This is a genomic window from Paenibacillus humicola, assembly GCF_028826105.1.
GTDB lineage: Bacteria > Bacillota > Bacilli > Paenibacillales > Paenibacillaceae > Paenibacillus_Z > Paenibacillus_Z humicola.
The window spans coordinates 2,257,832-2,279,213 of sequence record NZ_JAQGPL010000001.1; the positions used below are offsets into that span (position 1 = coordinate 2,257,832).

A 21,382-nucleotide genomic window follows, 5' to 3' on the forward strand; every position below is an offset into this window, starting at 1 on the left:
GAAGATGAATGCAGGACTGAAGGAAAAGGAAGCCGGGCTGCTGGAGGACGGCGTGTCGTCGGCGGCTCCTTCCGCGCCGGTCGTGAAATACGACCAGGTGACGAAAAAATTCGGCGATTTGCAGGTCATTAAGGGCGTCGACCTGGAGCTGCTTCCCGGCGAGAAGGTTTCGATTATCGGGCCCAGCGGTTCGGGCAAAACGACGCTCGGCCGCATGCTCATGACGCTCGAGGAGCCGTCGAGCGGCGCGATCGAGCTGGACGGCGAGCCGCTGTGGCACATGGAAGTGAAAGGGAAATGGGTGCGCGCAAGCGAGAAGCACCTGCACCGGATGCGGAGCAAGGTCGGCATGGTGTTTCAGCATTTCAACCTCTTCCCGCACCTCAGCGTGCTGCGCAATGTCACGATGGCGCCGCGCGCCGTGCTTGGGCTCGGTAAGGAGGAAGTACACGACCGCGCGGTAACGATGCTGCGAAAGGTCGGCCTTGCGGATAAGCTGGACGTCTATCCGTCCCAGCTCTCCGGCGGGCAGAAGCAGCGCGTCGCGATCGCCCGGGCGCTCGTCATGCAGCCGAAGGTGATGGTGTTCGACGAAGTGACGTCCGCGCTCGACCCGGAGCTTGTCGGCGAAGTGCTCGAGGTCATCAAGGAAATTGCCGCCGAGGGAGACATGGCGATGATGCTCATCACGCACGAAATGGAGTTTGCACGCGAGGTGTCGGACCGCGTCATCTTCGGTGCGGACGGCCTCATCGTGGAGCAGGGCACGCCCGAGGAAATATTCGGCAACCCGCAGAGCGAGCGGCTTCAATCGTTTCTGCGGAGGTTTCGTTAAGGGAGGCGATCGGCGATGAAAGCTGCAGCCGGCATCACACTCGGCAGACCGGACGCGTCGGACGGCGCCTCCGTCTGGCAGCTGGTCAAGGAATCGGGGACGCTTGACCTGAATTCCGCCTACTGCTACATCATGCTGTGCGATCTGTTTCGCGATTCGTGCGTCGTGGCGAAGCAGGACGGCGTAACAGTCGGTTTTCTGTCTGCCTGCCGCATGCCCGCAAGCCCGGATACGCTGTTTGTCTGGCAGGTCGCGGTGTCGGGCGGGCAGCGCGGGAAGGGAATCGGCACCGCGATGCTGCAGGAGCTGCTGGACCGGGAGGAGCTTGGGGACATCCGGTACGTCGAGGCGACGATCGGCCCTGAGAACGACCGCTCCCGAAGGCTGTTTATGAGCTTGGCCGCCCGCCGCGGCGGACAATGCTCCGTCAGCGAGCGGTATCCGGCGAACCTGTTTCCGCAGGGGCAGGGCGCCCACGAGCCGGAGCTGGCGTTCCGCGTCGGCCCGCTGCGCCGTCCGGGCGAACCGGCGAGGGGATGAGCCGCCGCCGATTTGACATCCATACCAAACCCGGGAAACAAAAAGGAGGGATTCGATGAACGTTCAGACCCAATCGTCCATGAAAGTATTCGAAAAGCTCGAATCGGAGGTGCGAAGCTACTGCCGCAGCTTTCCGACCGTTTTTACGAAAGCGAGCGGCGCTTCCATCTGGGATGTGAACGGCCGCGAATATATCGATTTTTTCGCCGGTGCCGGGGCGCTGAACTACGGCCATAACAATGCTCTCATCCGCCGCAGGCTGGTCGATTATTTGCTGGCGGACGGCGTTACGCACAGCCTCGATATGGCGACGAAAGCGAAGGAGGACTTTCTCACCGCGTTCGACAATATCGTGCTGAAGCCCCGGGGACTCGAATATAAAATCATGTTTCCGGGCCCGACGGGCACGAACGCCGTCGAAAGCGCGATGAAAATCGCCCGCAAGGCGACGGGACGGACGAATATCGTCTGTTTCACCAACGCCTTCCACGGCATGTCGCTCGGCTCCCTGTCGGCGACAGGCAACAAATTCAAGCGGGGCGGGGCGGGTATTCCGCTCGGGAACACGACCTTCGTTCCCTATGACGGCTATTTCGGCGAGGCGATTGACACGAGCGCCATGCTGGAGAAGCTGCTTGGCGATCCCGGCAGCGGCGTGGAGCTCCCGGCCGCCGTCATGCTGGAGACGGTGCAGGGAGAAGGAGGCCTGAACGCGGCGAGCTTCGGCTGGCTGCGCAGAATCGAGGCGCTGTGCCGCAAATTCGGCATGCTGCTGATTGTCGACGACGTGCAGATGGGCTGCGGCCGTACGGGGACGTTCTTCAGCTTCGAGGAAGCAGGCATCCGGCCCGACATCGTCTGTCTGTCCAAATCGATCGGCGGCTACGGGCTCCCGCTGGCGCTGACGTTAATCAAGCCCGAGCACGACCTGTGGGCGCCCGGCGAGCATAACGGCACGTTCCGGGGCAACAACCTGGCGTTCGTTGCCGCCGCCGAAGCGCTGTCCTATTGGCGGAGCGAAGATTTCAGGATGGAGCTGAAGGAAAAGTCGGCCGTCATCCGGTCGGCGCTTGAGCGGCTGACGAAGAAGCATCCGGAGCTCCGGACACGCATCAAAGGCCGCGGCATGATTCAGGGCATCGCGTTCGAACGGCCGGAGCTTGCCGCCAAGCTGTGCGCGATCGCCTTTGAAAAGGGCGTCATTATGGAGACGTCAGGCCCCCGCGATGAAGTGGCGAAGCTGATGCCGCCGCTCACGATCGGCGCCGACCAGCTCGCATCCGGCCTTGCGATCGTCGAAGCCGCCTGGAGCGAGCTGCTGAAGCGGGAGACGATACCGGTGAAGGCGACGGTATAAGCAAAGAAGCCGGGCGTTCAATACCTTACTTTATTCGAAGGAGCGGATTTTGCCGTGATTGTCAAACATTTAAACGAAGTGGTAGGCACACAGGACGATGTCGATACGCCGAACTGGAATGCAAGGCGGCTGCTGCTGCGAAAGGACGGCATGGGCTTTTCGCTGAACGATACGATTATCAAGGCGGGGACCGAGACGCTTATCTGGTACAAAAACCACGTGGAGGCCGTGTACTGCATCGAAGGCGAAGGGGAAATCGAAGTGGTCGGCGGGGAAACGTACGCCATTCGCCCCGGCATGATGTACGCCTTGAACGGCCACGAGAAGCATCTGCTTCGGGCAAGCAGCCAAATGCGCATGGTGTGCGTGTTCAACCCGCCGCTGTCGGGCAGAGAAGTGCACGACAAGGACGGCGTATATCCGCTTGTGGAAGACTAATTTCTGAACCGAGGGAGAGGATTCGATGTATCCGTTTGTCAGAACCGAACAATACTCCGTCACGAACGAAAACGACGCTTATCCGTCCCGGGTGGACGACACGCCTTCGCTGCTGGAACGGAAGGACCCGGTCGTCTATTCGGAATGGACGAAGGACAGCCCGCTGAGCCGGGAGCAGCACGATTTCTACGACCGGAACGGCTACTTGTTTCTGGAGGGCTTCTTCTCGCCGGAGGAAATCGCCGAGTGGAGGCAGGAGCTTCGCAGACTGCAGCAGCTGTACCGGGATCGCGAGGCCGACTATGTCGTCCGGGAGCCCGAAAGCCGGGAGGTGCGGTCGATCTTCGCCGTTCACGACCATAACAAGCTGTTCATGCAGCTGGCCGCTCATCCCCGGTTGGCGGCGATCACGGATTACCTGCTCGGCTCGGTAACGTACATCCACCAGTCTCGTATCAATTTCAAGCCGGGCTTCACGGGGAAAGAATTTTATTGGCATTCGGATTTCGAAACGTGGCATGTGGAGGACGGCATGCCGCGGATGCGGGCGCTCAGCTGTTCGATCGCACTGGAGGACAACTTTCATTTCAACGGGCCTTTGATGGTTGTGCCGGGCTCGCACAAGAAGTTCGTGACCTGCGTCGGCCGGACGCCGGAAAACCATTTCAAGCAGTCGCTCCGCCGCCAGGAATACGGGGTTCCGGACCATGAAAGCTTGACGAAGCTTGTGGAGGAAGGCGGCATCGATACGCCGGTCGGACGCGCGGGCTCGGTCGTGCTCTTCGACTGCAACATCATGCACGGCTCGAACAGCAATATCACGCCGCTTCCCCGCAGCAACGTATTCCTCGTCTATAACAGCATCGAGAACGAGCTCATCGAGCCGTATTCGGGGCAGGCTCCAAGGCCGGGATACATCGCCACGCGCACGTTCGGGTAATACCGTGTGGACCGCTCTTTCGATCGTTGCGATCAACATCGCGTACGTATCGGCATTTACGCTGCGCCTCATTCTCGTCATTAAAGGGCGGAGAGGCGCGGCGTCCCTGCTTTCGATGGTGGAGGTCTTCATCTATTTGGCGGGGCTGGACCTCGTCCTTCGGAACCTGTCCGATCCGCTTCATATGATCGCATACTGCGTAGGCTTCGGAGCGGGCGTCTATTTGGGCAGCCGCATTGAAGAATATTTGGCGCTCGGTTATTCCGTCGTGCAGGTGATTGCCGATTCGATGATCGTCTCGCTCCCGGACAAGCTGCGCGCGCACGGCTACGGCGTCACGTCGTGGCTGGCCGACGGCAAGGACGGCAAACGGCTCGTCATGCAGGTGCTGGTCAAGCGCAGCAACGAAAAGAAGCTGCTCGACAGCATCATGACCGTCGCGCCGCGGGCGTTCGTCATTTCGCACGAGCCCCGGAATTTCAGAGGCGGCTTCTGGGCGAAAATGATCCAGCGGTAGACGGATCGATAACGGGCAAAAAAATAAAACGAAAAGCGGCCGGTCAAGACAAATGCCTTGACCGGCCGCTTTTCGTTTGCCTGGATTTCCCGTTTTAGACGTCGATATCCGCCCAAAACTCCTCGTCGGCATCCAGCTTGATCTGCGAACGGTAGACGCGAAGCTGGTAATGCTTGAGCATGTACCGCTCGATCGCCTCGAGCAGATTCGCTTCCACGATATACTGGCTTCGCCCCGAGATCCAAACCTCGGCCGTAAAGCCGTATTCCTCGTCCCACGCAAGCTGTACCTCCACATCGTTCGGCGAGATGCCTTTGCGCTCCGCCATATGGAGGCAGACGGCGTTGATGATTTCGTCCGTGTAGATGCGCATCGTTTAATAGCGTCTCCTGACATCGGGTTGGCCCGGCTTCCTTCGGTTCCGGAAGTACGTCACGAGGCTTCGAATGATGACGAACAGGACGTAAATCGCCAGCAGGTTAACGATCAGCCCCATGAAATTGCCGAAAAATCCGGTTCCGAACATGCTGCCGAACAGCAGGCCGGCAAGTCCGCCGATCATCAGTCCTTTCATCAGGCCGCCGCCGCTGAAAAATCCGCGGTTCGGCGTTGTCGTGCCGGCGGACGCTCCCGTCTTGGCGCCCGGACTCGACGAGGTGACGTTGTCGGCAGGCTTGGATGGCTGATGGGTTATGCTTTGACGCGGCGATTTCAATCCCCCTCGCGGTTTGGCGTCGACCGCACTTGCCGTAAAGGCGAAAAATACGGCGAATACGAGCGAAAACAGTAAACTTTTCTTCATGATCGTCAGGCTCCTTTTCTATTAAACGGGTATGGTAGGCGTTCTTGTGATACAATTACGTCTAATATAGACGATGGTTTCAATTTTCATCCGTTTGAAAGAAAGGTTGTGGCCGCATGGGCTTCGGCGGGACGCATTATCCGGAGGCATATATCGATTATTTGATCGAATTTCACGGTACGCGCGACTTTTTCGAATGTCATGAGCTGCTGGAGGAATATTGGAAGGAGCATCCCGGGGATCCGCAGGCGGACGGCTGGGTCGGCCTGATTCAGCTGGCGGTCGGCGCTTACCATTATCGCAGGGGAAACAGGCAGGGGGCGGCGAAAATGCTGCGCTCGGCGGCATCCCGGCTGACGGCGGAGCGGCTGGAAGCGCTCGGTTTGAAAGGCGCACAAACGGCCGCCGCGATCGAGGGGATGATTCGCGCGCTCGATGACGGTCTTCCGTATGCGGATATCGATCTGATCTTCCGCGACGGCGGGCTGCTGGATGCCTGCCGCGGGCAGTGCGCGGCACGGGGCCATGCATGGGGTGCCCCGAGCCCGGAGCTTGAGGCGCTCGTGCACCGGCATACGCTGCGCGACCGGAGCGACGTCATCGAGGCGCGCCGGGCCGCGTCCGCAGCCAGACGAAACGGGAACGAGGGCGGCGGCTAAAAAACGGCAAAAAAAGCCGGACCGGCGAGCCTGCATACGCAGGCTCGCCGGTCCGGCTTTTTTAACGGAGTCCGTTCATTTGTTCGCCAAATATTCGTTGCCATCGGTCACGAGATCGAGCCTGCCCGTCGTCGGATCGATGATGAGGCCGTGAACCGGCGTGTTCGGCGGCAGCAGCGGATGGTTGCGGATGATGCCGACGCTGCGCTCGACGCTGTCCTGCACGCTGTCGAAGCCTCGGAGCCAGCGGTTCAAGTTGATGCCGGCATGCTCTAGCGTCTCGAGGGTTTCCTGCGGAATGCCTTTCTCGAGCATATGGCCGACGACCGTGTCGGCGTTCAGCCCCGTCATGCCGCATTCATAGTGACCGATGACCAGCACCTCGTGGGCGCCGAGCTCGTATACCGCCACAAGCACGCTGCGCATGATGTTGCCGAAAGGCTGCGTCACGATACCGCCGGCGCTCTTAATCATTTTGGCGTCGCCGTTGCGCAGGTTGAGCGCCTTCGGCAGCAGCTCCGTCAGGCGGGTGTCCATGCAGGTGACGATCGCGAGCTTTTTGTCCGGGAACCTGTCCGTCAAATATTGCTCATATTGTTTTTCTTCCACAAATTGGCGATTAAAGGATAAAATATTTTCGAGTGTATGCATCGTCAAATTGCCTCCCCGGGCAGTTGTATATTGGCAGACCTCGGCTATTGCAGAAGCCGCATATGAACCGTATAAATCTGATTGTCGCTTTTCAGGCTGAACGCGTTACGCGCTTCATTAAAATCGATGCGCAGCCGGGGCTCGAAAAAAACCTCCTGCTTCGGATCGTACCAAACCGGATACGGGCTTCCCTCGCCTTTCCGGTCGTCCGCCTCCGGTGTTTCGATCAGCTTCAGTGCCGGCACGCCGTTTAAAGCACAGCCGCAACCTTCGGTGTCGTACAGCAGCTTCAGGCTTTTCCCGCTTTCGCGCACATAACCGGCCAGCTTCTCGGCGGCCGCCGGCGTAAACGTAAATTGCATTTCTTCAGCTCCTCTCCCGTTCTTTCTCTCTCTATTCGTCCTTGCTCGGATTACTGTTGATTATACGTTTTGCAAAAAGTATGATCAAGTGGAGGGGTTCGCAGCATCTAAATGATGGAAAGGCGGATGAGCACATGGCGACGAATGCCGAAACGGCGTTGCAGAAATTTACGGATCGGATCAAGCAGATTAAAAGCTACGAGGAAGCGCTCGGCGTGCTGTATTGGGATTTGCGGACGGGCGCGCCGCGCAAAGGGGTGGAGGCGCGTTCCGAGGCGATCGGCATGCTCTCCGCGCAAAGCTTCCAGCTCGCCACGGCGCCGGAGCTCGGCGAATGGCTGAGCGAGCTGGAGCAGCCGCAGACGCTTGAAGCTTTAAGCGAGATCGACCGCCGTCTGGTCGCGGAAACGCGGAAGGATTACGACCGCAGCGTCAAAATACCTCCCGGGCTCTACCAGGAATATGTCGTGCTTACCTCGCAGTCGGAATCGGTCTGGGAAGAGGCGAAGGCTTCAGGTGATTATGCCTCGTTCGAGCCGTATCTGGACAAAATCATCTCCTATACGAACCGGTTCATTGATTTGTGGGGGCCGAAGGAGACGCGCTACGACACGCTGCTCGATGCGTACGAGCCGGGGATGACGACGGCGGAGCTCGACCGCGTGTTCGGCGGGCTGCGCGGGAAGCTGGTGCCGCTGGCCGCCGCGATTGCGAATTCGCCGCACCAGCCGGACCGGAGCTTTTTGCAGCAGACGTTTCCCAAGGAAGCGCAGAAGAAATTCAGCCTGTTTATTCTGGAGCAGATGGGCTTCGATTTCGGCGCCGGCCGGCTCGACGAAAGCGTGCATCCGTTCGCGACGGGACTGAATCTCGGCGATGTGCGCATCACGACGCGCTACCTGGAGCACGACGTGACGAGCGCCCTGTTCGGGACCATTCACGAAGGCGGGCATGCGCTGTACGAGCAGAACATCATGAAGGAGCTGCTCGGCACGACGCTTTGCACGGGCACCTCGATGGGCATTCACGAATCGCAGTCCCGCTTCTGGGAAAATGTGATCGGCCGCAGCAAGCCGTTCTGGCAGCGGTATTTCGGCGATTTGCAGCAGGCGTTCCCGAACCGGCTGGACGTGGACGTCGAAGACTTTTACCGGGCGACCAATACGGTGAAGCCTTCGCTGATCCGGATCGAAGCGGACGAGCTGACCTATAACCTGCATATCATCATCCGTTACGAAATTGAAAAGCTGATCTTTAACGAAGGCGTGAAAGTGTCCGAGCTGCCGGCGGTCTGGAACGGCAAATATAAGGAATATTTGGGCGTGGAACCGGGCAGCGACGCGGAAGGCGTGCTGCAGGACGTGCACTGGTCGGGCGGCGCGTTCGGGTATTTCCCGTCCTATTCGCTCGGCAACATGTATGCGGCGCAAATCGCCGATACGATGGAACGCGAAATTCCCGCCATGTGGGAGCTGGTCGGCCGCGGCGATCTGCTGCCGATCAAGGAATGGCTGACGGACAAGGTATACAAATTCGGCAAGCTGCGCACGCCGTCGGAGCTCATTAGCGGCATTACGGGCAAGCCGCTCGATCCGGATTACCTGTTCGTTTACCTCGATAAGAAGTACCGCGACATTTACCGACTGACTTAATCGATCCATGCGCGTGCCCGCCCCGCGAGCATGAGCTGCGACAGAACGCGTACCGTTCAGCCCTCCCGGCTGAACGGTACGCGTTTTTTTATGCGGCAGGCAGCGTCCGTCCATTCCGTCAAACCCGACGATACGCGGCTCAACCGTTTGAAGGGGGTCTAAACGAATAACAGAACCAGGATGCCCGGCGATGCCGTTTCACCAAACGGGCAGAAGCCGCATAGGCTGTAATACTCAAACTGCTGCGGCAAAACTGGGGGAAGGTTCGATGGCGATCAGAAGGAAAACAGGGGTGCTGCTGCTTGCGGCGGCGATGCTCGCCGGGCTGCTTGCGGGCTGCGCCGGAAAATCGGGCGGCGAAGCGGTCAAGATCCGGCTCGGCGAGGTGACGCGCTCGCTGTTCTACGCGCCGGAATATGTAGCGCTGGGCAAAGGCTTTTTCAAGGACGAGGGGCTGGACGTCGAGCTCCAGACGACCGCCGGCGGCGATAAAACGATGACCGCGCTGCTGTCGGGCGTCATCGACGTGGCGCTCGTCGGCTCGGAAACGTCGATTTACGTCTACCAGCAGGGCGCGACGGACCCGGTCATCAATTTCGCGCAGCTGACGCAGACCGACGGAACGTTTCTCGTATCCCGCAAGCCGGTTTCGAATTTCGACTGGAACAGCCTGAAAGGGAGCACGTTTCTCGGCCAGCGGAAAGGCGGCATGCCGCAGATGGCCGGCGAATTCACGCTGCGGAAGCACGGCATCGACCCGCATCAGGATCTGAATCTGCTGCAAAACGTCGATTTCGCCAACATTCCGGCCGCTTTCGCCTCCGGTACGGGCGATTACGTGCAGCTGTTCGAGCCGCAGGCGTCGATTTTCGAGAAGGAAGGCAAAGGGAGCGTCATCGCGTCGTTCGGCGTGGAGAGCGGCCATCTGCCGTACACCGTCTTTATGACGAAGCAAAGCTACATGGATAAAAACAAGGATACGGTGCAGAAGTTTGCCGACGCGGTGTATAAGGCGCAGCAATGGGTGAAGGAGCACAGCCCGGACGAAATCGCCGACGTCGTCATGCCGTATTTCAAGGATACCGACCGCGATATCGCGGTGCGGGTCATCGAGCGCTATAAGGAGCAGGGCTCTTATGCAACCGATCCGATCATCGACCAGAACGAGTGGAACAACCTGCTGGACATCATGACGCAGGCCGGCGAGCTGAAGGATCGGACGCCGCTCGACAAAGTCGTCGATAACACATTTGCGGAAAACGCGATGAAATAACGGCCGGCGGGCCGGAAAGGAAGGATGAGCATGGAAACGGCTTTGGAGCTGCGGGACGTATCGCACGTTTACGTCCACGACCGGGGTGCGACGCTAGCGGTGGAAGGGCTGAATCTCACCGTCGCCCGCGGCGAATTCGTCAGCCTCGTCGGACCTAGCGGCTGCGGCAAAACGACGGTGCTCAGCCTGATGGCCGGCCTGCTTCATCCGGCGCGCGGCACCGTCACGGCCGGCGGCGAGCCGGTCGGGCGTCCCACGGCTCGCATCGGGTATATGCTGCAGCAGGATTATTTGTTCCCGTGGCGTACGATTATGGATAACGTCCTGCTCGGGCCGGAGCTGGCCGGCACGAGAAATGCCGCTTCGTCCGCCCGCGCGGAGTCGCTGCTCGCGGAGCTGGGCCTTGCCGGAGCCGGAAACCGTATGCCGCACGAGCTGTCCGGCGGCATGCGGCAGCGGGCGGCGCTTGCGCGCACGCTGGCGACCGATCCGGAGGTGCTGCTGCTTGACGAGCCGTTCTCCGCGCTGGACCTGCAGATCAAGCTGCAGCTGGAGGATCTGGTGCACGAGACACTCCGCGGCCGGGGCAAAACCGCCGTGCTGGTCACGCACGATTTGGGCGAAGCGGCCGCGATGAGCGACCGCGTCGTCGTGCTCGGCCGCAATCCCGGCCATATCCGGGCCGTCTTCGACATGCCGCCCGCGCTTCGCAATGCGGTGCCGACCGAGGCGCGTAAGCTGCCGGAATTTCATTCGACGTTCGAGCGGATCTGGGAAACGCTGGAGGAAGCGGAGACGTCCAAGGCAAGGAGCGATGAACGATGAACATAGACGATCGTGTCAAGGCCGGAGGAGCGGGAGCCGGCGGCGGGAGCGAATATCCCGGCGGCGCGGGTGACCGGGGCACGGCCCGCCGCGGCTGGATTGCCGAGCTGCACGCGGATTACATGCGGCGGGCCAGGCGCACGGTCTGGTCGGTGAGGCTGACCCAGACGCTTCTGCTCGTCCTGTTTCTTGCGCTGTGGGAGGCTGCGGGCCGCAACGGCTGGATCGACGTGCTGCTGTTCAGCTATCCGAGCAAGCTGCTGGCGCAGATCGCCTCGATGGTTGCCGACGGTTCGCTGTTTCCGCATTTGGGCGTTACGGTCGGCGAAACGATCGTCGGCTTCATCCTGGGCACGGTGCTCGGCACGGCGCTCGCGGCGCTGCTGTGGTTTTTTTCCTTCGTGTCCCGCGTGCTCGACCCTTATCTGGTCGTCCTGAACAGCATGCCGAAGGTTGCGCTCGGACCGGTGTTCATCGTCAGCCTCGGCCCCGGCTTCATGTCGATCGTCGCCACGACGCTTTCGATCACGGTCATTATTACGACGCTTACCATATACGGCAGCTTCCGCGAGGTCGATCCGAACTACATCAAGGTCGTCCGCCTGTTCGGCGGCTCGAAGGCGAAGGTATTCCGGCTCGTCGTGCTTCCGGCCTCTTATCCGGCGATCGTCTCGACGCTCAAGGTCAACGTCGGGCTGGCCTGGATCGGCGTCATTGTCGGCGAATTTCTGGTGGCGAAAAGCGGGCTCGGCTACCTGATGATTTACGGCTTTCAAGTGTTCAATTTCACGCTTGTGCTCTCCAGCCTGGTGCTGATCGCGGTCGTGGCTACCGTCATGTACCGGCTGGTCGGCTATCTGGAGCAGCTGCTGCTGGGCGCATCGCGCAAGAGCGGCGGGAGCTGACGCACGCGCGCCAAGGGGACGGAGCCGGCATGGACCATGCCGGGCCGTCCCTTTTGCTTCGGCAGCCGGGGCAAGCGCGGGCCCGGGAAGCGGTTCTCCGGTAAAGCTTTTCGTTTTGGCGGTTTACGAGGCATTGAACCGGAAGGTGAACCATATATATAGTAATGAACGGACGGAAGCGAAAAAAAAGACGGCCCGGGATCGGACCGCCGTCAGCAGGCGCGCATGATTTTCCACGGAACAAACGCCGCCGCATAACCCTCGGATTCATGCCATTCTACCTTCGCCGAGCTTTACGAATCAGCGAAAAAATGAGCGTTTTCGGCCATTTCGGAGCAATATCTATTTGTTCTTCTCAGTTTTATCAACAAACGCCTATGTCCTGCATACACTTTAAATGAATGATTGTATGGAGGAGGTTAGATCGATGGCTTATGCAGATAAACAGCTGAGAAGAGAGATTATAACGAAAGCTGTCTGCGGCAAAGGTCGTAAGTTTTCCACAGTAACCCATACCGTTACGCCGCCTCATCAACCCACGAGCATTCTCGGTGCGTGGATCATTAACCACCAATACGAGGCGGTGCGTTCGGGCGACGGCATCGAGGTTATCGGTACTTACGATATCAACATTTGGTATTCTTACAACAAAAACTCGCAAACCGACGTAGCAAAGGAAACGTTATCCTACGTCGAGCATGTGCCGCTGGGCTACGTTGACCCGAAGCACCGCTCCACGACCGAAGAAGTGACGGCGGAGGCGACGCAGGAGCCGAACTGCATTGAAGCGAACATATCGTCAAGCGGCACCGGCGTCGTCATTCGCGTCGAGCGCGAGTTTGCCGTGGAAATGGTCGCCGAGACGAAAATCGTCGTTCCCGTGCTGCCGGGCGGCGACGATTGGGAGTCCAAGGCGCTCGAGTTCAGCGAAGACGAAGGCGGCGATTACGAAGATCTGGATCCGGAGCTGCTTGACGACGAGCTGTAAAGCTGGAGGTTTACGGCGAAATCGTATGCTTTATCCTATGCGGCGGAGGGGAAGGATTCGAGGGCGGGAGCCCTCTTTTTTTATTATTCATTTGCATGAAATTCCGATGGATTGTTCAAACCGGATCTGGAGGAAAAATCGGCTTCGCCGCCAGGGGCGCGCTTTCTTGTATCACGGGCGAAAAAATAACGCCGGCGGCACGTTCGCTGAGCCGGAAACTATTCGCGGAACGGAGATGGCTTGGGCATGGGCAGCGTATGGTTGTGGGGAGACGGACTGCCGGATTTGCGGCCGGAGTTTGCCGCAGAGTGGGAGGACGGCGCGCCCGCCGAGGATGACGCCGTCGCCGTGTGGGGGACGCGGCCGCTTCCGGCCGCTTCGCCGGGCGGAGCCCCGGCCGGTTTCGGCGCCGGGCAGCCGCTGATTCTGAATGCGGGCGCGGCATCCTTCGCGGCGCTTCCCGGCGCCGAGCTGCGCCGGCGGCTGGCGCGGGCGGGTGTTGCCGTGTCGGCGTCATTCGCGCACGGAGGACGGGGAGCGTTCGCCGGCGGAAAGCCGTGCCGGCGTCCTTCGCGCTCGGGAGGGCAGCGGCGCGAAGGCCCGCTGCCGGCGCCGGAGGCGGCGGGCTGCTGGAGCTCGGAGCGGGTCTATGCCGTCTCGCTGTTTCACCTGCGGCCGATCGAGGTCGTGTGGCGCCAGTCGTCCGGCCTCGGCGGGGATGCCGCCGGCGAGGTCGATCCGGCTGTGCCGCTCTGCCGCAGCCTGACGAAGCTGGCGGCCAAGGCGCTGTATGCGGCCGGGCTCGAAAACGGCACCGCCGAGCTTGCGCGGGAACGCGGCGGACGGCTGAAGCTGCTCGGTCTGCGGGTCCCGGACGGCCGGGAGCTGACGGACGGCCCTTGGCTTACGGCGCTGCGCGCCTTTGGCCGGGAGCTGACCGCGGGGCGGGAGCAGGGCGGCGGGCCGAGCAGGGAGATCCGCATCGGCGCCGACCCGGAATTTCTGCTCCTGACCGAAGCGGGCAAAGTCGTGCCGGCCGCCCGGTTTCTGGACGGACTCGGCGGCGTCGGCAGCGATTCGGCGCTCATCGGCGGCCGGGTGATGCATCCGCTGGCCGAGCTGCGTCCGGCTCCCGCCCGGACGCCGGAAGGGCTTGCCGCGAACGTGCGCGTGCTGCTGCTCCAGGCGGCTTCGCGCATTCCGGACCCGCGTCTGCGCTGGGCGGCGGGCGGCATGCCCGTCAGCGGCTTCGCGCTCGGCGGGCATCTTCACCTCAGCGGCGTCGCGATGACATCGCGGCTGCTGCGGCAGCTCGACAGCTTCCTCGCAATGCCGCTCGCGCTCGTCGAGTCGCCGGAGGAGCGCCGGCGGCGGCCGCGCTACGGCTCGCTCGGCGACTTCCGGCTGCAGCCGCACGGCGGCTTCGAATACCGGACGCTGCCGAGCTGGCTCGTGTCGCCCGCCGCGGCCAAGGCGGCGTTCGCGCTGGCGCTCCTGTGCGCGCGGGAAACCGAAGCGCTCGATTATGTGCCGGCGCTGGAAGAGCGTTATATCGCGGCCTATTACGACGGAGACAGGGAGACGCTGCGCGAATGCCTGGAGCCGCTCGCCGCCTGCATGGCGCGCACCGCATCCTACAGCGGGCTCGCCCGGCATATCGAGCCGCTGCTTGAAGCCGCCCGCCGCGGGCGAACGTGGGATGCCGCATCCGATCTGCGGATCAAATGGCGTATTCCGCCTTACGGCTGAAGCCGCGCGTCCGCTCCACCGGGGGGCGCTTTTCTGCTATAATGAAGCTCTGGCAGCTGTTATTTCGAACGATTCAGGAGGAGCGGCATGGCTTCATATACCCCGATGATCCAGCAGTACCTGGCCGTCAAGGAAGAAGCGAAGGACGCTTTTCTTTTTTTTCGGCTCGGCGACTTCTATGAAATGTTTTTCGACGACGCAATCAACGCGTCGCGGGAGCTGGAAATTACGCTGACCGGCCGCGAGGGCGGCGGAGATGCGCGCATTCCGATGTGCGGCGTTCCCTACCATTCGGCCGAAGGATACATATCAAGGTTGATCGAAAAAGGCTATAAAGTAGCGATTTGCGAGCAGGTCGAGGATCCGGCGGCGGCCAAAGGCGTCGTGCGCCGCGAAATCGTGCGCGTCGTGACGCCGGGCACGGTCATGGAGACGAAAGCGCTCGAAGGGGCGGCGAACAATTTTATCGTCGCGGCGGCGGAAGCGGACGGCGCTTACGGCATCGCCGCGTGCGATCTGTCGACGGGAGAGATGTACGCAACCTCGTTTTCCTCCCTGCTCGACCTGCTGACGGACGAGATCAACGTCTACAGGCCGGCGGAAATTGTCGGCGACGCGGCATTATTGGAGCGGCTGCGCCCGGCCGCGGCCGGCTGGAACCGGCCCGTGCTGTTCACGGACCGCGAGCCGATGGAGGAAGCGCGGCTGGCGCTTCAGTTCGAAGGGACGAGGCTGGATGCGCTCGATCCTGCGCGGCTGCGGGCGGTCAGTCTGCTGACCGGCTATTTGGACGATACGCAGAAGCGGTCGCTCGCCCATGTCCGCAGCATCCGCAGCTACGAGCCGAACCAGTTCATGGTGCTCGATCCGTTTACGCGCCGCAATCTGGAGCTCGCGGAAACGGTTCACGACCGGAGCAGGAAAGGGTCGCTGCTTTGGCTGCTCGACCGTACGCGCACCTCGATGGGCGCCCGGCTGCTTCGGCGCTGGATCGACAAACCGCTGCTCTCGAAGGAGGCGATCGACGCGCGGCTGGAAGCGGTGGACGAGCTGCACCGCGATTTCATGCTGCGCGACGAGCTGCGCCGCGAGCTGGGCGGCATTTACGACCTTGAGCGGCTCGTCGGCCGCGTCGCGTATGGAACCGCCAACGGGCGCGACCTGAACGCGCTGAAAGCGTCGCTGGACCGCGTGCCCGCCATTGCCGGCCTGTGCGCCGGCTCCGGCTCGCAGACGCTTCGCGCGCTGGTGGACGGCATCGACGACTGCTCCGATCTGGCGGCGATGATCGGCACGGTCATCGTCGACGACCCTCCGGTTTCGGTCCGGGAAGGAGGGCTGATCCGCGCCGGCTACGACGCCTATTTGGACGAGCTGCGGGAAGCCGGGGCGAGCGGAAAGAAGTGGCTTGCCGAGCTCGAGCGCAGGGAGCGCGAGGCGACGGGCATCAAATCGCTAAAAATCGGCTACAACAAAGTGTTCGGCTATTTCCTCGAGGTGTCCAAGGCGAATTTGGCGATGCTGCCGGAGGGTCGTTACGAGCGCAAGCAGACGCTTGCCAATGCGGAGCGGTTCGTGACGCCTGAGCTGAAAGAGAAGGAGCGGCTTATCCTGGAAGCGGAGGAGAAAACGGTCGACCTCGAATACGAGCGGTTCATTCAGCTCCGCGACCATTTGAACACGCAGCTGAACCGGCTGCAGCGGCTGGCCGGAATCGTGGCGGAGCTGGACGTCCGCCAGTCGCTCGCCGCGGTCGCCGCCGAGCAGCGGTACGTACGGCCCGAAGTGACGGAAGGCTACGATCTGATCATCGAGGAAGGGCGTCATCCGGTCGTCGAGGCGGTGATGGAGGGAACTCCGTTCATCGCCAACGGGACGGAGCTCCGCAAGGGCGGCCCTTCGATGATGCTCATTACCGGGCCGAATATGGCCGGCAAAAGCACGTACATGCGGCAGGTCGCGCTCATCTGCATCATGGCGCAGATCGGCAGCTTCGTGCCTGCGAAGAGCGCGGTTATCCCGCTGACCGACCGGATTTTCACCCGCATCGGCGCCGCCGACGACCTGATCGGCGGGCAGAGCACGTTTATGGTGGAGATGAAGGATATCCAAACGATGACCGCGAAGGCGACGGCGCAAAGCCTCGTCATCATCGACGAGCTGGGGCGCGGCACCTCGACCGGGGAAGGGATGGCGATCGCCCAGGCGGTCATCGAGTTCGTTCATAATGAAATCGGCAGCAAGGCGCTCGTTTCGACGCATTTTCACGAGCTTGCCCATCTGGAACAATCGCTGCCTTCGCTCGCGAACGCCTGCATGGCCGTGCAGGAAACGGCGAACAGCGTCACCTTCCTGCGCAGGCTCGTCCCGGGCGCGGCGGGCAGCAGCTACGGCATTTACTGCGCGCAGCTGGCGGGGCTGCCCGAGTCGATTATTAGCCGGGCGTATACGCTGCTCGAAGCGCATGCGGCCGCTGCAACGGCGGAGGGCGCGTCGCAGGCGGCTGCCGGAGCGGCCTTGGACGAGCCGGCCCGGCCTGCGCCGCAGCGCGTCTCCGCATCGATGCGGACCGAACCGGGTGCGGAGCCGGAAACGGCCGTGCCGGACGCTGGCGCGGGCGGAGCGGCAGCGTCCGGGAATACGCCGGAAGGCGCCGCGCTTTCGGTGAATGAGACGGCCGGAGACGCCGCATATATTGCCGCGCTGCGGGATGACGGCCCGGACAGGGAAACGGCATCGGGCCCGCAGCCGGCCGTTCCTGGCCGGAGCGACGCGCATGCGGCTGCGCTTCTGCACGATGAAGCGGCGGCAGCGGGCGAGGTCGTGCAGCTGTCCATTTTCCCGGACGCCGGTCCGGAGCCGGTCCGGACGCGCAGAAATAATCCGAAGGCCGAAGAGCTGGCCGCGCAGTTAAAGAAGCTCGACCTGTTCAATCTGACGCCGCTGCAGGCCATGCAGTGGCTGAACGATATGAAGCTGAAGCTCGGCGAATAGGCCGGGAAGCCGGCCTGCCGGCAAGGAAAGGAGGCGGACGCCAATGGGGAAAATTCAAGTGCTGGACGAGCAGCTGGCCAATCAGATCGCGGCGGGCGAGGTTGTCGAACGGCCCGCTTCGGTCGTGAAGGAGCTGGTCGAGAACGCGATCGACGCGGGCGCGACGACGGTCGACGTCACGGTGGAGGAAGGCGGTCTTGCGCTCGTTCGGGTTACCGACAACGGCTCGGGGATCGAGGCGGGCGATATGGAAACGGCTTTTTTCCGCCATGCGACGAGCAAGCTTTCGTCGGGCAAGGATTTGTTCCGCATCGCGAGCCTCGGCTTCCGGGGCGAGGCGCTGCCCAGCATTGCGGCGGTCTCGCGCGTCGAATGCGTCTCGTCGGCGGAGACGACGGGCCTCGGGCGCAAGCTCGTCATCGAGGGCGGAACCGTCCGGTCAAACGAGGAAACGAGCGCGCCGAGGGGAACCGACATCTCCGTGCGCGATTTGTTTTATAACACGCCCGCAAGGCTGAAATACATGAAGACGATCCAAACGGAAATCGGCCATATCGCCGATTACGTCAACCGGCTTGCGCTGGCGCATCCGGGCATCGCTTTTACGCTGAAGCATAACGGGGGGCTGCTGCTGCGGACTATCGGCGGCGGCGACCGGCTGCAGGCGTTCGCGGCGATCTACGGCACGTCGTCGGCGAAGTCGATGCTGCCCGTGGAGGGCGAGCACCCGGACTACGATTTGCGGGGCTTCATCTCGAAGCCGGAGCTGACGAGAGCCAGCCGGGGCGGCATTACCGTCGTCGTGAACGGGCGCTACATTCGCAGCTTTGTCGTCAACCAGGCGCTGCTGCAGGCGTACCATACGCTGCTGCCGATCAACCGTTATCCGCTGGCGGTGCTGGAGCTTGGCATGCATCCGTCACTCGTGGACGTCAACGTTCATCCCTCCAAAATGGAAGTTCGCTTCAGCAAGGAAGGGGAGCTGAAGCAGTTCATCGAAACGGCGCTCGGCCAGGCATTGGGCAGGCAGCGCCACATTCCGGGACCGGCGCCGGAGCGCTCGAAGCCCGTTTACGTGCAGGAGCAAATCTCGTTCCACCGGCCGGAGCCTTCGTTCGGACCGGCTGCAGACGCCAGCGGCGGACGCCCTCCGCTGGGAGCGCCGTCCCCGTCCGCAAGCTGGCGGGACGGACAGCCGGACGGTTCGCGGCGGACGCCGGTATCCGGCCGGCCGGCCGCAAGCGGCGGCGGTGCCGGATATGCGCCCGAGGAACGCGGCCGGACCCCGATTCCGCGGGACGCGGCGGAGCGGCTGTATGCGCCTGTTCAGCGGGAGGGCACGGATACCGCGGACGCCGTATACGAAACGGCGGCGGCCCTGGATTACGGCTTTAGGCCCGCCGCTTCGGTATATGACCGGCCGCCTGGGGATATGCCGGAGCTGGATAAGCGCGTTCCGGCGGCTGAACCGCCCGCGGCCGCCGGAGAGCTGCCGCCGGCTCCGGACGTCTCTTCGTCCCGGTCCGCCGGGGGCGAAGACCGCCCGGCTTTTCCCGAGCTGTACTGGATCGGCCAGCTTCACGGAACTTACATCGTGGCGCAGAACGAGGAAGGCTTGTTTTTGATCGACCAGCACGCGGCGCACGAACGGATCCATTACGAATATTATTTGGACAAATTTGGCCGGCCGGAGCCGGCCAGCCAGCCGCTGCTCGTGCCGCTGACGCTCGAATTTACGCCGGCGGAAGCGGCGGCGCTCGCGGAGAAGCTCGGCGCGCTGGCGGCGGTCGGCGTCGAGCTCGAGCCGTTCGGAACGAATACGTTCCTCGTCCGCGCCTGTCCGGAATGGTTTCCGCGAGGCGAGGAGCAGGCCATCGTGGAAGAGATGGCCGAATGGCTGCTCGGGGAGCGCGGCGCGATCGAGGTCGGCAAGCTTCGCGAGAAATCCGCGATTATGTGCTCCTGCAAGGCGTCGATCAAAGCGAACGACCGGCTGACCCGCGAGGAGGGCGAGGGCCTGCTCCGTCGTCTCGCCGCCTGCCGCATGCCGTATACGTGTCCGCACGGCCGGCCGATCGTCGTGCATATAACCGCCTATCAATTGGAAAAAATGTTTAAACGGGTGATGTCATGATCGTGACCACGCCGCGCCAATGCCCGCCGGCTCTCATTGAATACGCCAACGGGTTGGCCGCCGAGCTGGGGGGCCGTTACGTGCCGCGCCGGCGGGAGACGCTGAGCGGTCTCAAGACGCTGTACGGCGATGCAAGGCTGCTTGTTGCGGACGAGCGCGGACTGCGTTATTATGAGGACTCGGACGAACCGTTTTATTTTCATCCGAGCATGGCATACGTCCGCGTGAAACGGCTGCGCAGAGGCGAGCGGGATCCGCTCGTCGAGCTGTCGGGCTGCCGTCCAGGCGATACGGTGCTGGACTGCACGGCGGGCCTCGGCTCGGACGCCATCGTTTTTTCGTACGCCGCCGGACCGGAAGGCCGCGTCACCGCGCTCGAAAGCGAGCAGCTGCTGTACACGATCGTACGGGAAGGTTTGAAGACGTACGCCACGGACCATCATGACGTGAACGAGGCGCTGCGCCGTATCGATGTCCGGCTTGCCGATCACCGCGAATATTTGGCCGCCCTGCCGGACAACTCGGCCGATATCGTCTACTTCGACCCGATGTTCCGGCAGCCGATCCACGAGTCCGCCGCGCTGCAGCCGCTGCGGGCGCTTGCGAATCCCAGCGCGCTGAGCGCCGATACGATCCGCCACGCGGTTCGGGTCGCGCGGCGCTCGGTCGTCATGAAGGAGCATAGGGAGAGCGGCGAATTCGAACGGCTCGGCTTCCGGCTCCGCCACGCCAACAAAATTGCCTATGGAGTGATCACACCGCCATGAGCGCCGAACTCGGTACAACGGGCAAGCCCCGGCTGCTCGTGCTCGTCGGGCCGACGGCCGCCGGGAAGACGCGGATAAGCCTCGACATCGCCAAAGCGTGGAATGCGGAAATCATCTCCGGCGATTCGATGCAGGTATACCGCGGCATGGACATCGGAACGGCGAAAATCCGTCCGGAGGAGCGGCAGGGCGTTCCGCATCATTTGATCGATATTTGCGAGCCGGACCATCCGTTCTCGGCAGCGGAATTTCAGCGGCTGTGCACCGGACTGATCGCCGAAATCACCGCACGCGGCAAACTTCCTTTTATCGTCGGGGGCACGGGCCTGTATGTGGAATCGGTCGCGTACGGCTACGATTTCGCCGAAGGCGGCTCGGACGAGGCGTACCGGTCGGAGCTGCGCGAATACGCGCTCCGATGCGGCACGGAGGCGCTCCACGCCAAGCTTCGCGAGGTCGATCCCGCTACGGCGGAGCGCCTGCACCCGAACGATCAGCGGCGCATTATCCGGGCGCTGGAAATCCGCCATTTAACCGGCGTCACCTTGTCGGAGCAGCTGGCCGGCCAGAAACGCGTTTCACCTTACGAATTATGTATTGTCGGCCTGAATATGGAACGCGCCAAGCTGTACGAGCGCATTAACGAGCGGGTCGACGCGATGATCGCCGAAGGGCTCGTGGACGAGGTGAAGCGGCTGTTGGACGCTGGCGTGCCGGCGGACTCGGTGTCCATGCAGGGACTCGGCTATAAAGAAATCGCGCTCTGCATCCGGGACCGGATCCCGCTTGCGGAAGCGGTCGAGCTGCTGAAGCGGAATACGAGGCGGTTCGCGAAGCGGCAGCTGTCGTGGTTTCGGCGGATGGAAGACATCGCCTGGGTCGAGGCTTCCGAAAATATTCACGAGAATTTGCGCTCGTTTCATGCTATAATAGCAGGAAAGTTTGGAGTGGATCTTGAATATATTACTAACCAATCTTTTTAACGATGGGGGTA

The 21,382-nt window shown here is 62.1% G+C and carries 21 protein-coding genes; 17 read left to right on the top strand and 4 right to left on the bottom strand.

The window, feature by feature from the left end:
- Window positions 1-4 precede the first annotated feature (4 nt).
- Genes ehuA through PD282_RS10470 form a run of 6 tightly spaced genes read left to right on the top strand, consistent with a single transcriptional unit; the run spans window position 5 to window position 4,627 of the window.
- The gene (gene ehuA, locus PD282_RS10445) at window positions 5-835 is read left to right on the top strand and encodes an ectoine/hydroxyectoine ABC transporter ATP-binding protein EhuA (RefSeq protein WP_274650622.1); all 831 of its coding nucleotides are present in this window, start codon (window positions 5-7) and stop codon (window positions 833-835) included.
- A gap of 15 nt (window positions 836-850) precedes the next feature.
- Entirely contained in the window at window positions 851-1,375 is a 525-nt protein-coding gene (ectA, locus tag PD282_RS10450; RefSeq protein WP_274650623.1) for a diaminobutyrate acetyltransferase, read from the top strand.
- Window positions 1,376-1,430: 55 nt separating this feature from the next.
- Window positions 1,431-2,732, top strand: a complete 1,302-nt coding sequence (gene ectB, locus PD282_RS10455; protein ID WP_274650624.1) for a diaminobutyrate--2-oxoglutarate transaminase — start codon at window positions 1,431-1,433, stop codon at window positions 2,730-2,732.
- 54 nt (window positions 2,733-2,786) lie between these two features.
- Window positions 2,787-3,170, top strand: a complete 384-nt coding sequence (locus PD282_RS10460; RefSeq protein WP_274650625.1) for an ectoine synthase — start codon at window positions 2,787-2,789, stop codon at window positions 3,168-3,170.
- A 25-nt stretch (window positions 3,171-3,195) separates the two neighbouring features.
- Window positions 3,196-4,110: an ectoine hydroxylase gene (gene thpD, locus PD282_RS10465; RefSeq protein ID WP_274650626.1), complete on the top strand. Its 915-nt coding sequence runs from the start codon at window positions 3,196-3,198 to the stop codon at window positions 4,108-4,110.
- 4 nt (window positions 4,111-4,114) lie between these two features.
- Window positions 4,115-4,627 (top strand): DUF2179 domain-containing protein, encoded by a 513-nt coding sequence (locus PD282_RS10470; protein ID WP_274650627.1) that lies wholly within the window; start codon window positions 4,115-4,117, stop codon window positions 4,625-4,627.
- A gap of 94 nt (window positions 4,628-4,721) precedes the next feature.
- On the opposite strand, the gene PD282_RS10475 is transcribed toward PD282_RS10470, so the two are convergent.
- Window positions 4,722-5,000 (bottom strand): YxcD family protein, encoded by a 279-nt coding sequence (locus PD282_RS10475; RefSeq protein WP_274650628.1) that lies wholly within the window; start codon window positions 4,998-5,000, stop codon window positions 4,722-4,724.
- A gap of 3 nt (window positions 5,001-5,003) precedes the next feature.
- Window positions 5,004-5,429, bottom strand: a complete 426-nt coding sequence (locus PD282_RS10480; protein WP_274650629.1) for a hypothetical protein — start codon at window positions 5,427-5,429, stop codon at window positions 5,004-5,006.
- Between the two features lie 116 nt (window positions 5,430-5,545).
- Here PD282_RS10480 and PD282_RS10485 point away from each other — a divergent pair, with 116 nt between their 5' ends.
- On the top strand, window positions 5,546-6,088 hold the full coding sequence (locus PD282_RS10485) for a DUF309 domain-containing protein (RefSeq protein WP_274650630.1): 543 nt from the start codon (window positions 5,546-5,548) through the stop codon (window positions 6,086-6,088).
- Between the two features lie 75 nt (window positions 6,089-6,163).
- Here PD282_RS10485 and PD282_RS10490 read toward each other — a convergent pair whose 3' ends face one another.
- Complete coding sequence (locus PD282_RS10490) at window positions 6,164-6,739, bottom strand: beta-class carbonic anhydrase (RefSeq protein WP_274650631.1); 576 nt, start codon at window positions 6,737-6,739, stop codon at window positions 6,164-6,166.
- A gap of 44 nt (window positions 6,740-6,783) precedes the next feature.
- Window positions 6,784-7,101: an iron-sulfur cluster biosynthesis family protein gene (locus PD282_RS10495; protein WP_274650632.1), complete on the bottom strand. Its 318-nt coding sequence runs from the start codon at window positions 7,099-7,101 to the stop codon at window positions 6,784-6,786.
- 134 nt (window positions 7,102-7,235) lie between these two features.
- On the opposite strand from PD282_RS10495, the gene PD282_RS10500 reads away from it, so the two are divergent.
- From PD282_RS10500 to miaA, 10 genes are all read left to right on the top strand, one after another.
- Window positions 7,236-8,753: a carboxypeptidase M32 gene (locus PD282_RS10500; protein ID WP_274650633.1), complete on the top strand. Its 1,518-nt coding sequence runs from the start codon at window positions 7,236-7,238 to the stop codon at window positions 8,751-8,753.
- 268 nt (window positions 8,754-9,021) lie between these two features.
- Complete coding sequence (locus PD282_RS10505) at window positions 9,022-10,026, top strand: ABC transporter substrate-binding protein (protein WP_274650634.1); 1,005 nt, start codon at window positions 9,022-9,024, stop codon at window positions 10,024-10,026.
- A gap of 30 nt (window positions 10,027-10,056) precedes the next feature.
- On the top strand, window positions 10,057-10,851 hold the full coding sequence (locus PD282_RS10510) for an ABC transporter ATP-binding protein (RefSeq protein WP_274650635.1): 795 nt from the start codon (window positions 10,057-10,059) through the stop codon (window positions 10,849-10,851).
- Window positions 10,852-10,973: 122 nt separating this feature from the next.
- Window positions 10,974-11,756 (top strand): ABC transporter permease, encoded by a 783-nt coding sequence (locus tag PD282_RS10515; protein WP_274655151.1) that lies wholly within the window; start codon window positions 10,974-10,976, stop codon window positions 11,754-11,756.
- Between the two features lie 427 nt (window positions 11,757-12,183).
- The gene (locus PD282_RS10520) at window positions 12,184-12,744 is read left to right on the top strand and encodes an outer spore coat protein CotE (protein ID WP_274650636.1); all 561 of its coding nucleotides are present in this window, start codon (window positions 12,184-12,186) and stop codon (window positions 12,742-12,744) included.
- Window positions 12,745-12,990: 246 nt separating this feature from the next.
- Window positions 12,991-14,493: a putative amidoligase domain-containing protein gene (locus PD282_RS10525; protein WP_274650637.1), complete on the top strand. Its 1,503-nt coding sequence runs from the start codon at window positions 12,991-12,993 to the stop codon at window positions 14,491-14,493.
- A gap of 87 nt (window positions 14,494-14,580) precedes the next feature.
- Complete coding sequence (mutS, locus tag PD282_RS10530; RefSeq protein WP_274650638.1) at window positions 14,581-17,487, top strand: DNA mismatch repair protein MutS; 2,907 nt, start codon at window positions 14,581-14,583, stop codon at window positions 17,485-17,487.
- A gap of 43 nt (window positions 17,488-17,530) precedes the next feature.
- Window positions 17,531-19,621: a DNA mismatch repair endonuclease MutL gene (gene mutL / locus PD282_RS10535; protein ID WP_274650639.1), complete on the top strand. Its 2,091-nt coding sequence runs from the start codon at window positions 17,531-17,533 to the stop codon at window positions 19,619-19,621.
- The gene (locus tag PD282_RS10540) at window positions 19,618-20,388 is read left to right on the top strand and encodes a class I SAM-dependent methyltransferase (RefSeq protein WP_274650640.1); all 771 of its coding nucleotides are present in this window, start codon (window positions 19,618-19,620) and stop codon (window positions 20,386-20,388) included. The genes mutL and PD282_RS10540 overlap by 4 nt, the downstream gene beginning before the upstream one ends.
- Window positions 20,385-21,371 (top strand): tRNA (adenosine(37)-N6)-dimethylallyltransferase MiaA, encoded by a 987-nt coding sequence (gene miaA, locus PD282_RS10545; RefSeq protein ID WP_274650641.1) that lies wholly within the window; start codon window positions 20,385-20,387, stop codon window positions 21,369-21,371. Before PD282_RS10540 ends, miaA begins: the two co-directional genes overlap by 4 nt.
- Window positions 21,372-21,382: the final 11 nt, after the last annotated feature.

Coding starts and splice junctions, on each gene's coding strand:
- PD282_RS10480 (WP_274650629.1), bottom strand. CDS start 5,429: ATGAAGAAAAGTTTACTGTTTTCGCTCGTATTCGCCGTATTTTTCGCC.
- PD282_RS10525 (WP_274650637.1), top strand. CDS start 12,991: ATGGGCAGCGTATGGTTGTGGGGAGACGGACTGCCGGATTTGCGGCCG.
- PD282_RS10540 (WP_274650640.1), top strand. CDS start 19,618: ATGATCGTGACCACGCCGCGCCAATGCCCGCCGGCTCTCATTGAATAC.
- PD282_RS10510 (WP_274650635.1), top strand. CDS start 10,057: ATGGAAACGGCTTTGGAGCTGCGGGACGTATCGCACGTTTACGTCCAC.
- ectB (WP_274650624.1), top strand. CDS start 1,431: ATGAACGTTCAGACCCAATCGTCCATGAAAGTATTCGAAAAGCTCGAA.
- PD282_RS10490 (WP_274650631.1), bottom strand. CDS start 6,739: ATGCATACACTCGAAAATATTTTATCCTTTAATCGCCAATTTGTGGAA.
- mutL (WP_274650639.1), top strand. CDS start 17,531: ATGGGGAAAATTCAAGTGCTGGACGAGCAGCTGGCCAATCAGATCGCG.
- thpD (WP_274650626.1), top strand. CDS start 3,196: ATGTATCCGTTTGTCAGAACCGAACAATACTCCGTCACGAACGAAAAC.
- miaA (WP_274650641.1), top strand. CDS start 20,385: ATGAGCGCCGAACTCGGTACAACGGGCAAGCCCCGGCTGCTCGTGCTC.
- mutS (WP_274650638.1), top strand. CDS start 14,581: ATGGCTTCATATACCCCGATGATCCAGCAGTACCTGGCCGTCAAGGAA.
- PD282_RS10515 (WP_274655151.1), top strand. CDS start 10,974: ATGCGGCGGGCCAGGCGCACGGTCTGGTCGGTGAGGCTGACCCAGACG.
- PD282_RS10505 (WP_274650634.1), top strand. CDS start 9,022: ATGGCGATCAGAAGGAAAACAGGGGTGCTGCTGCTTGCGGCGGCGATG.
- ectA (WP_274650623.1), top strand. CDS start 851: ATGAAAGCTGCAGCCGGCATCACACTCGGCAGACCGGACGCGTCGGAC.
- PD282_RS10485 (WP_274650630.1), top strand. CDS start 5,546: ATGGGCTTCGGCGGGACGCATTATCCGGAGGCATATATCGATTATTTG.
- ehuA (WP_274650622.1), top strand. CDS start 5: ATGAATGCAGGACTGAAGGAAAAGGAAGCCGGGCTGCTGGAGGACGGC.
- PD282_RS10475 (WP_274650628.1), bottom strand. CDS start 5,000: ATGCGCATCTACACGGACGAAATCATCAACGCCGTCTGCCTCCATATG.
- PD282_RS10500 (WP_274650633.1), top strand. CDS start 7,236: ATGGCGACGAATGCCGAAACGGCGTTGCAGAAATTTACGGATCGGATC.
- PD282_RS10520 (WP_274650636.1), top strand. CDS start 12,184: ATGGCTTATGCAGATAAACAGCTGAGAAGAGAGATTATAACGAAAGCT.
- PD282_RS10495 (WP_274650632.1), bottom strand. CDS start 7,101: ATGCAATTTACGTTTACGCCGGCGGCCGCCGAGAAGCTGGCCGGTTAT.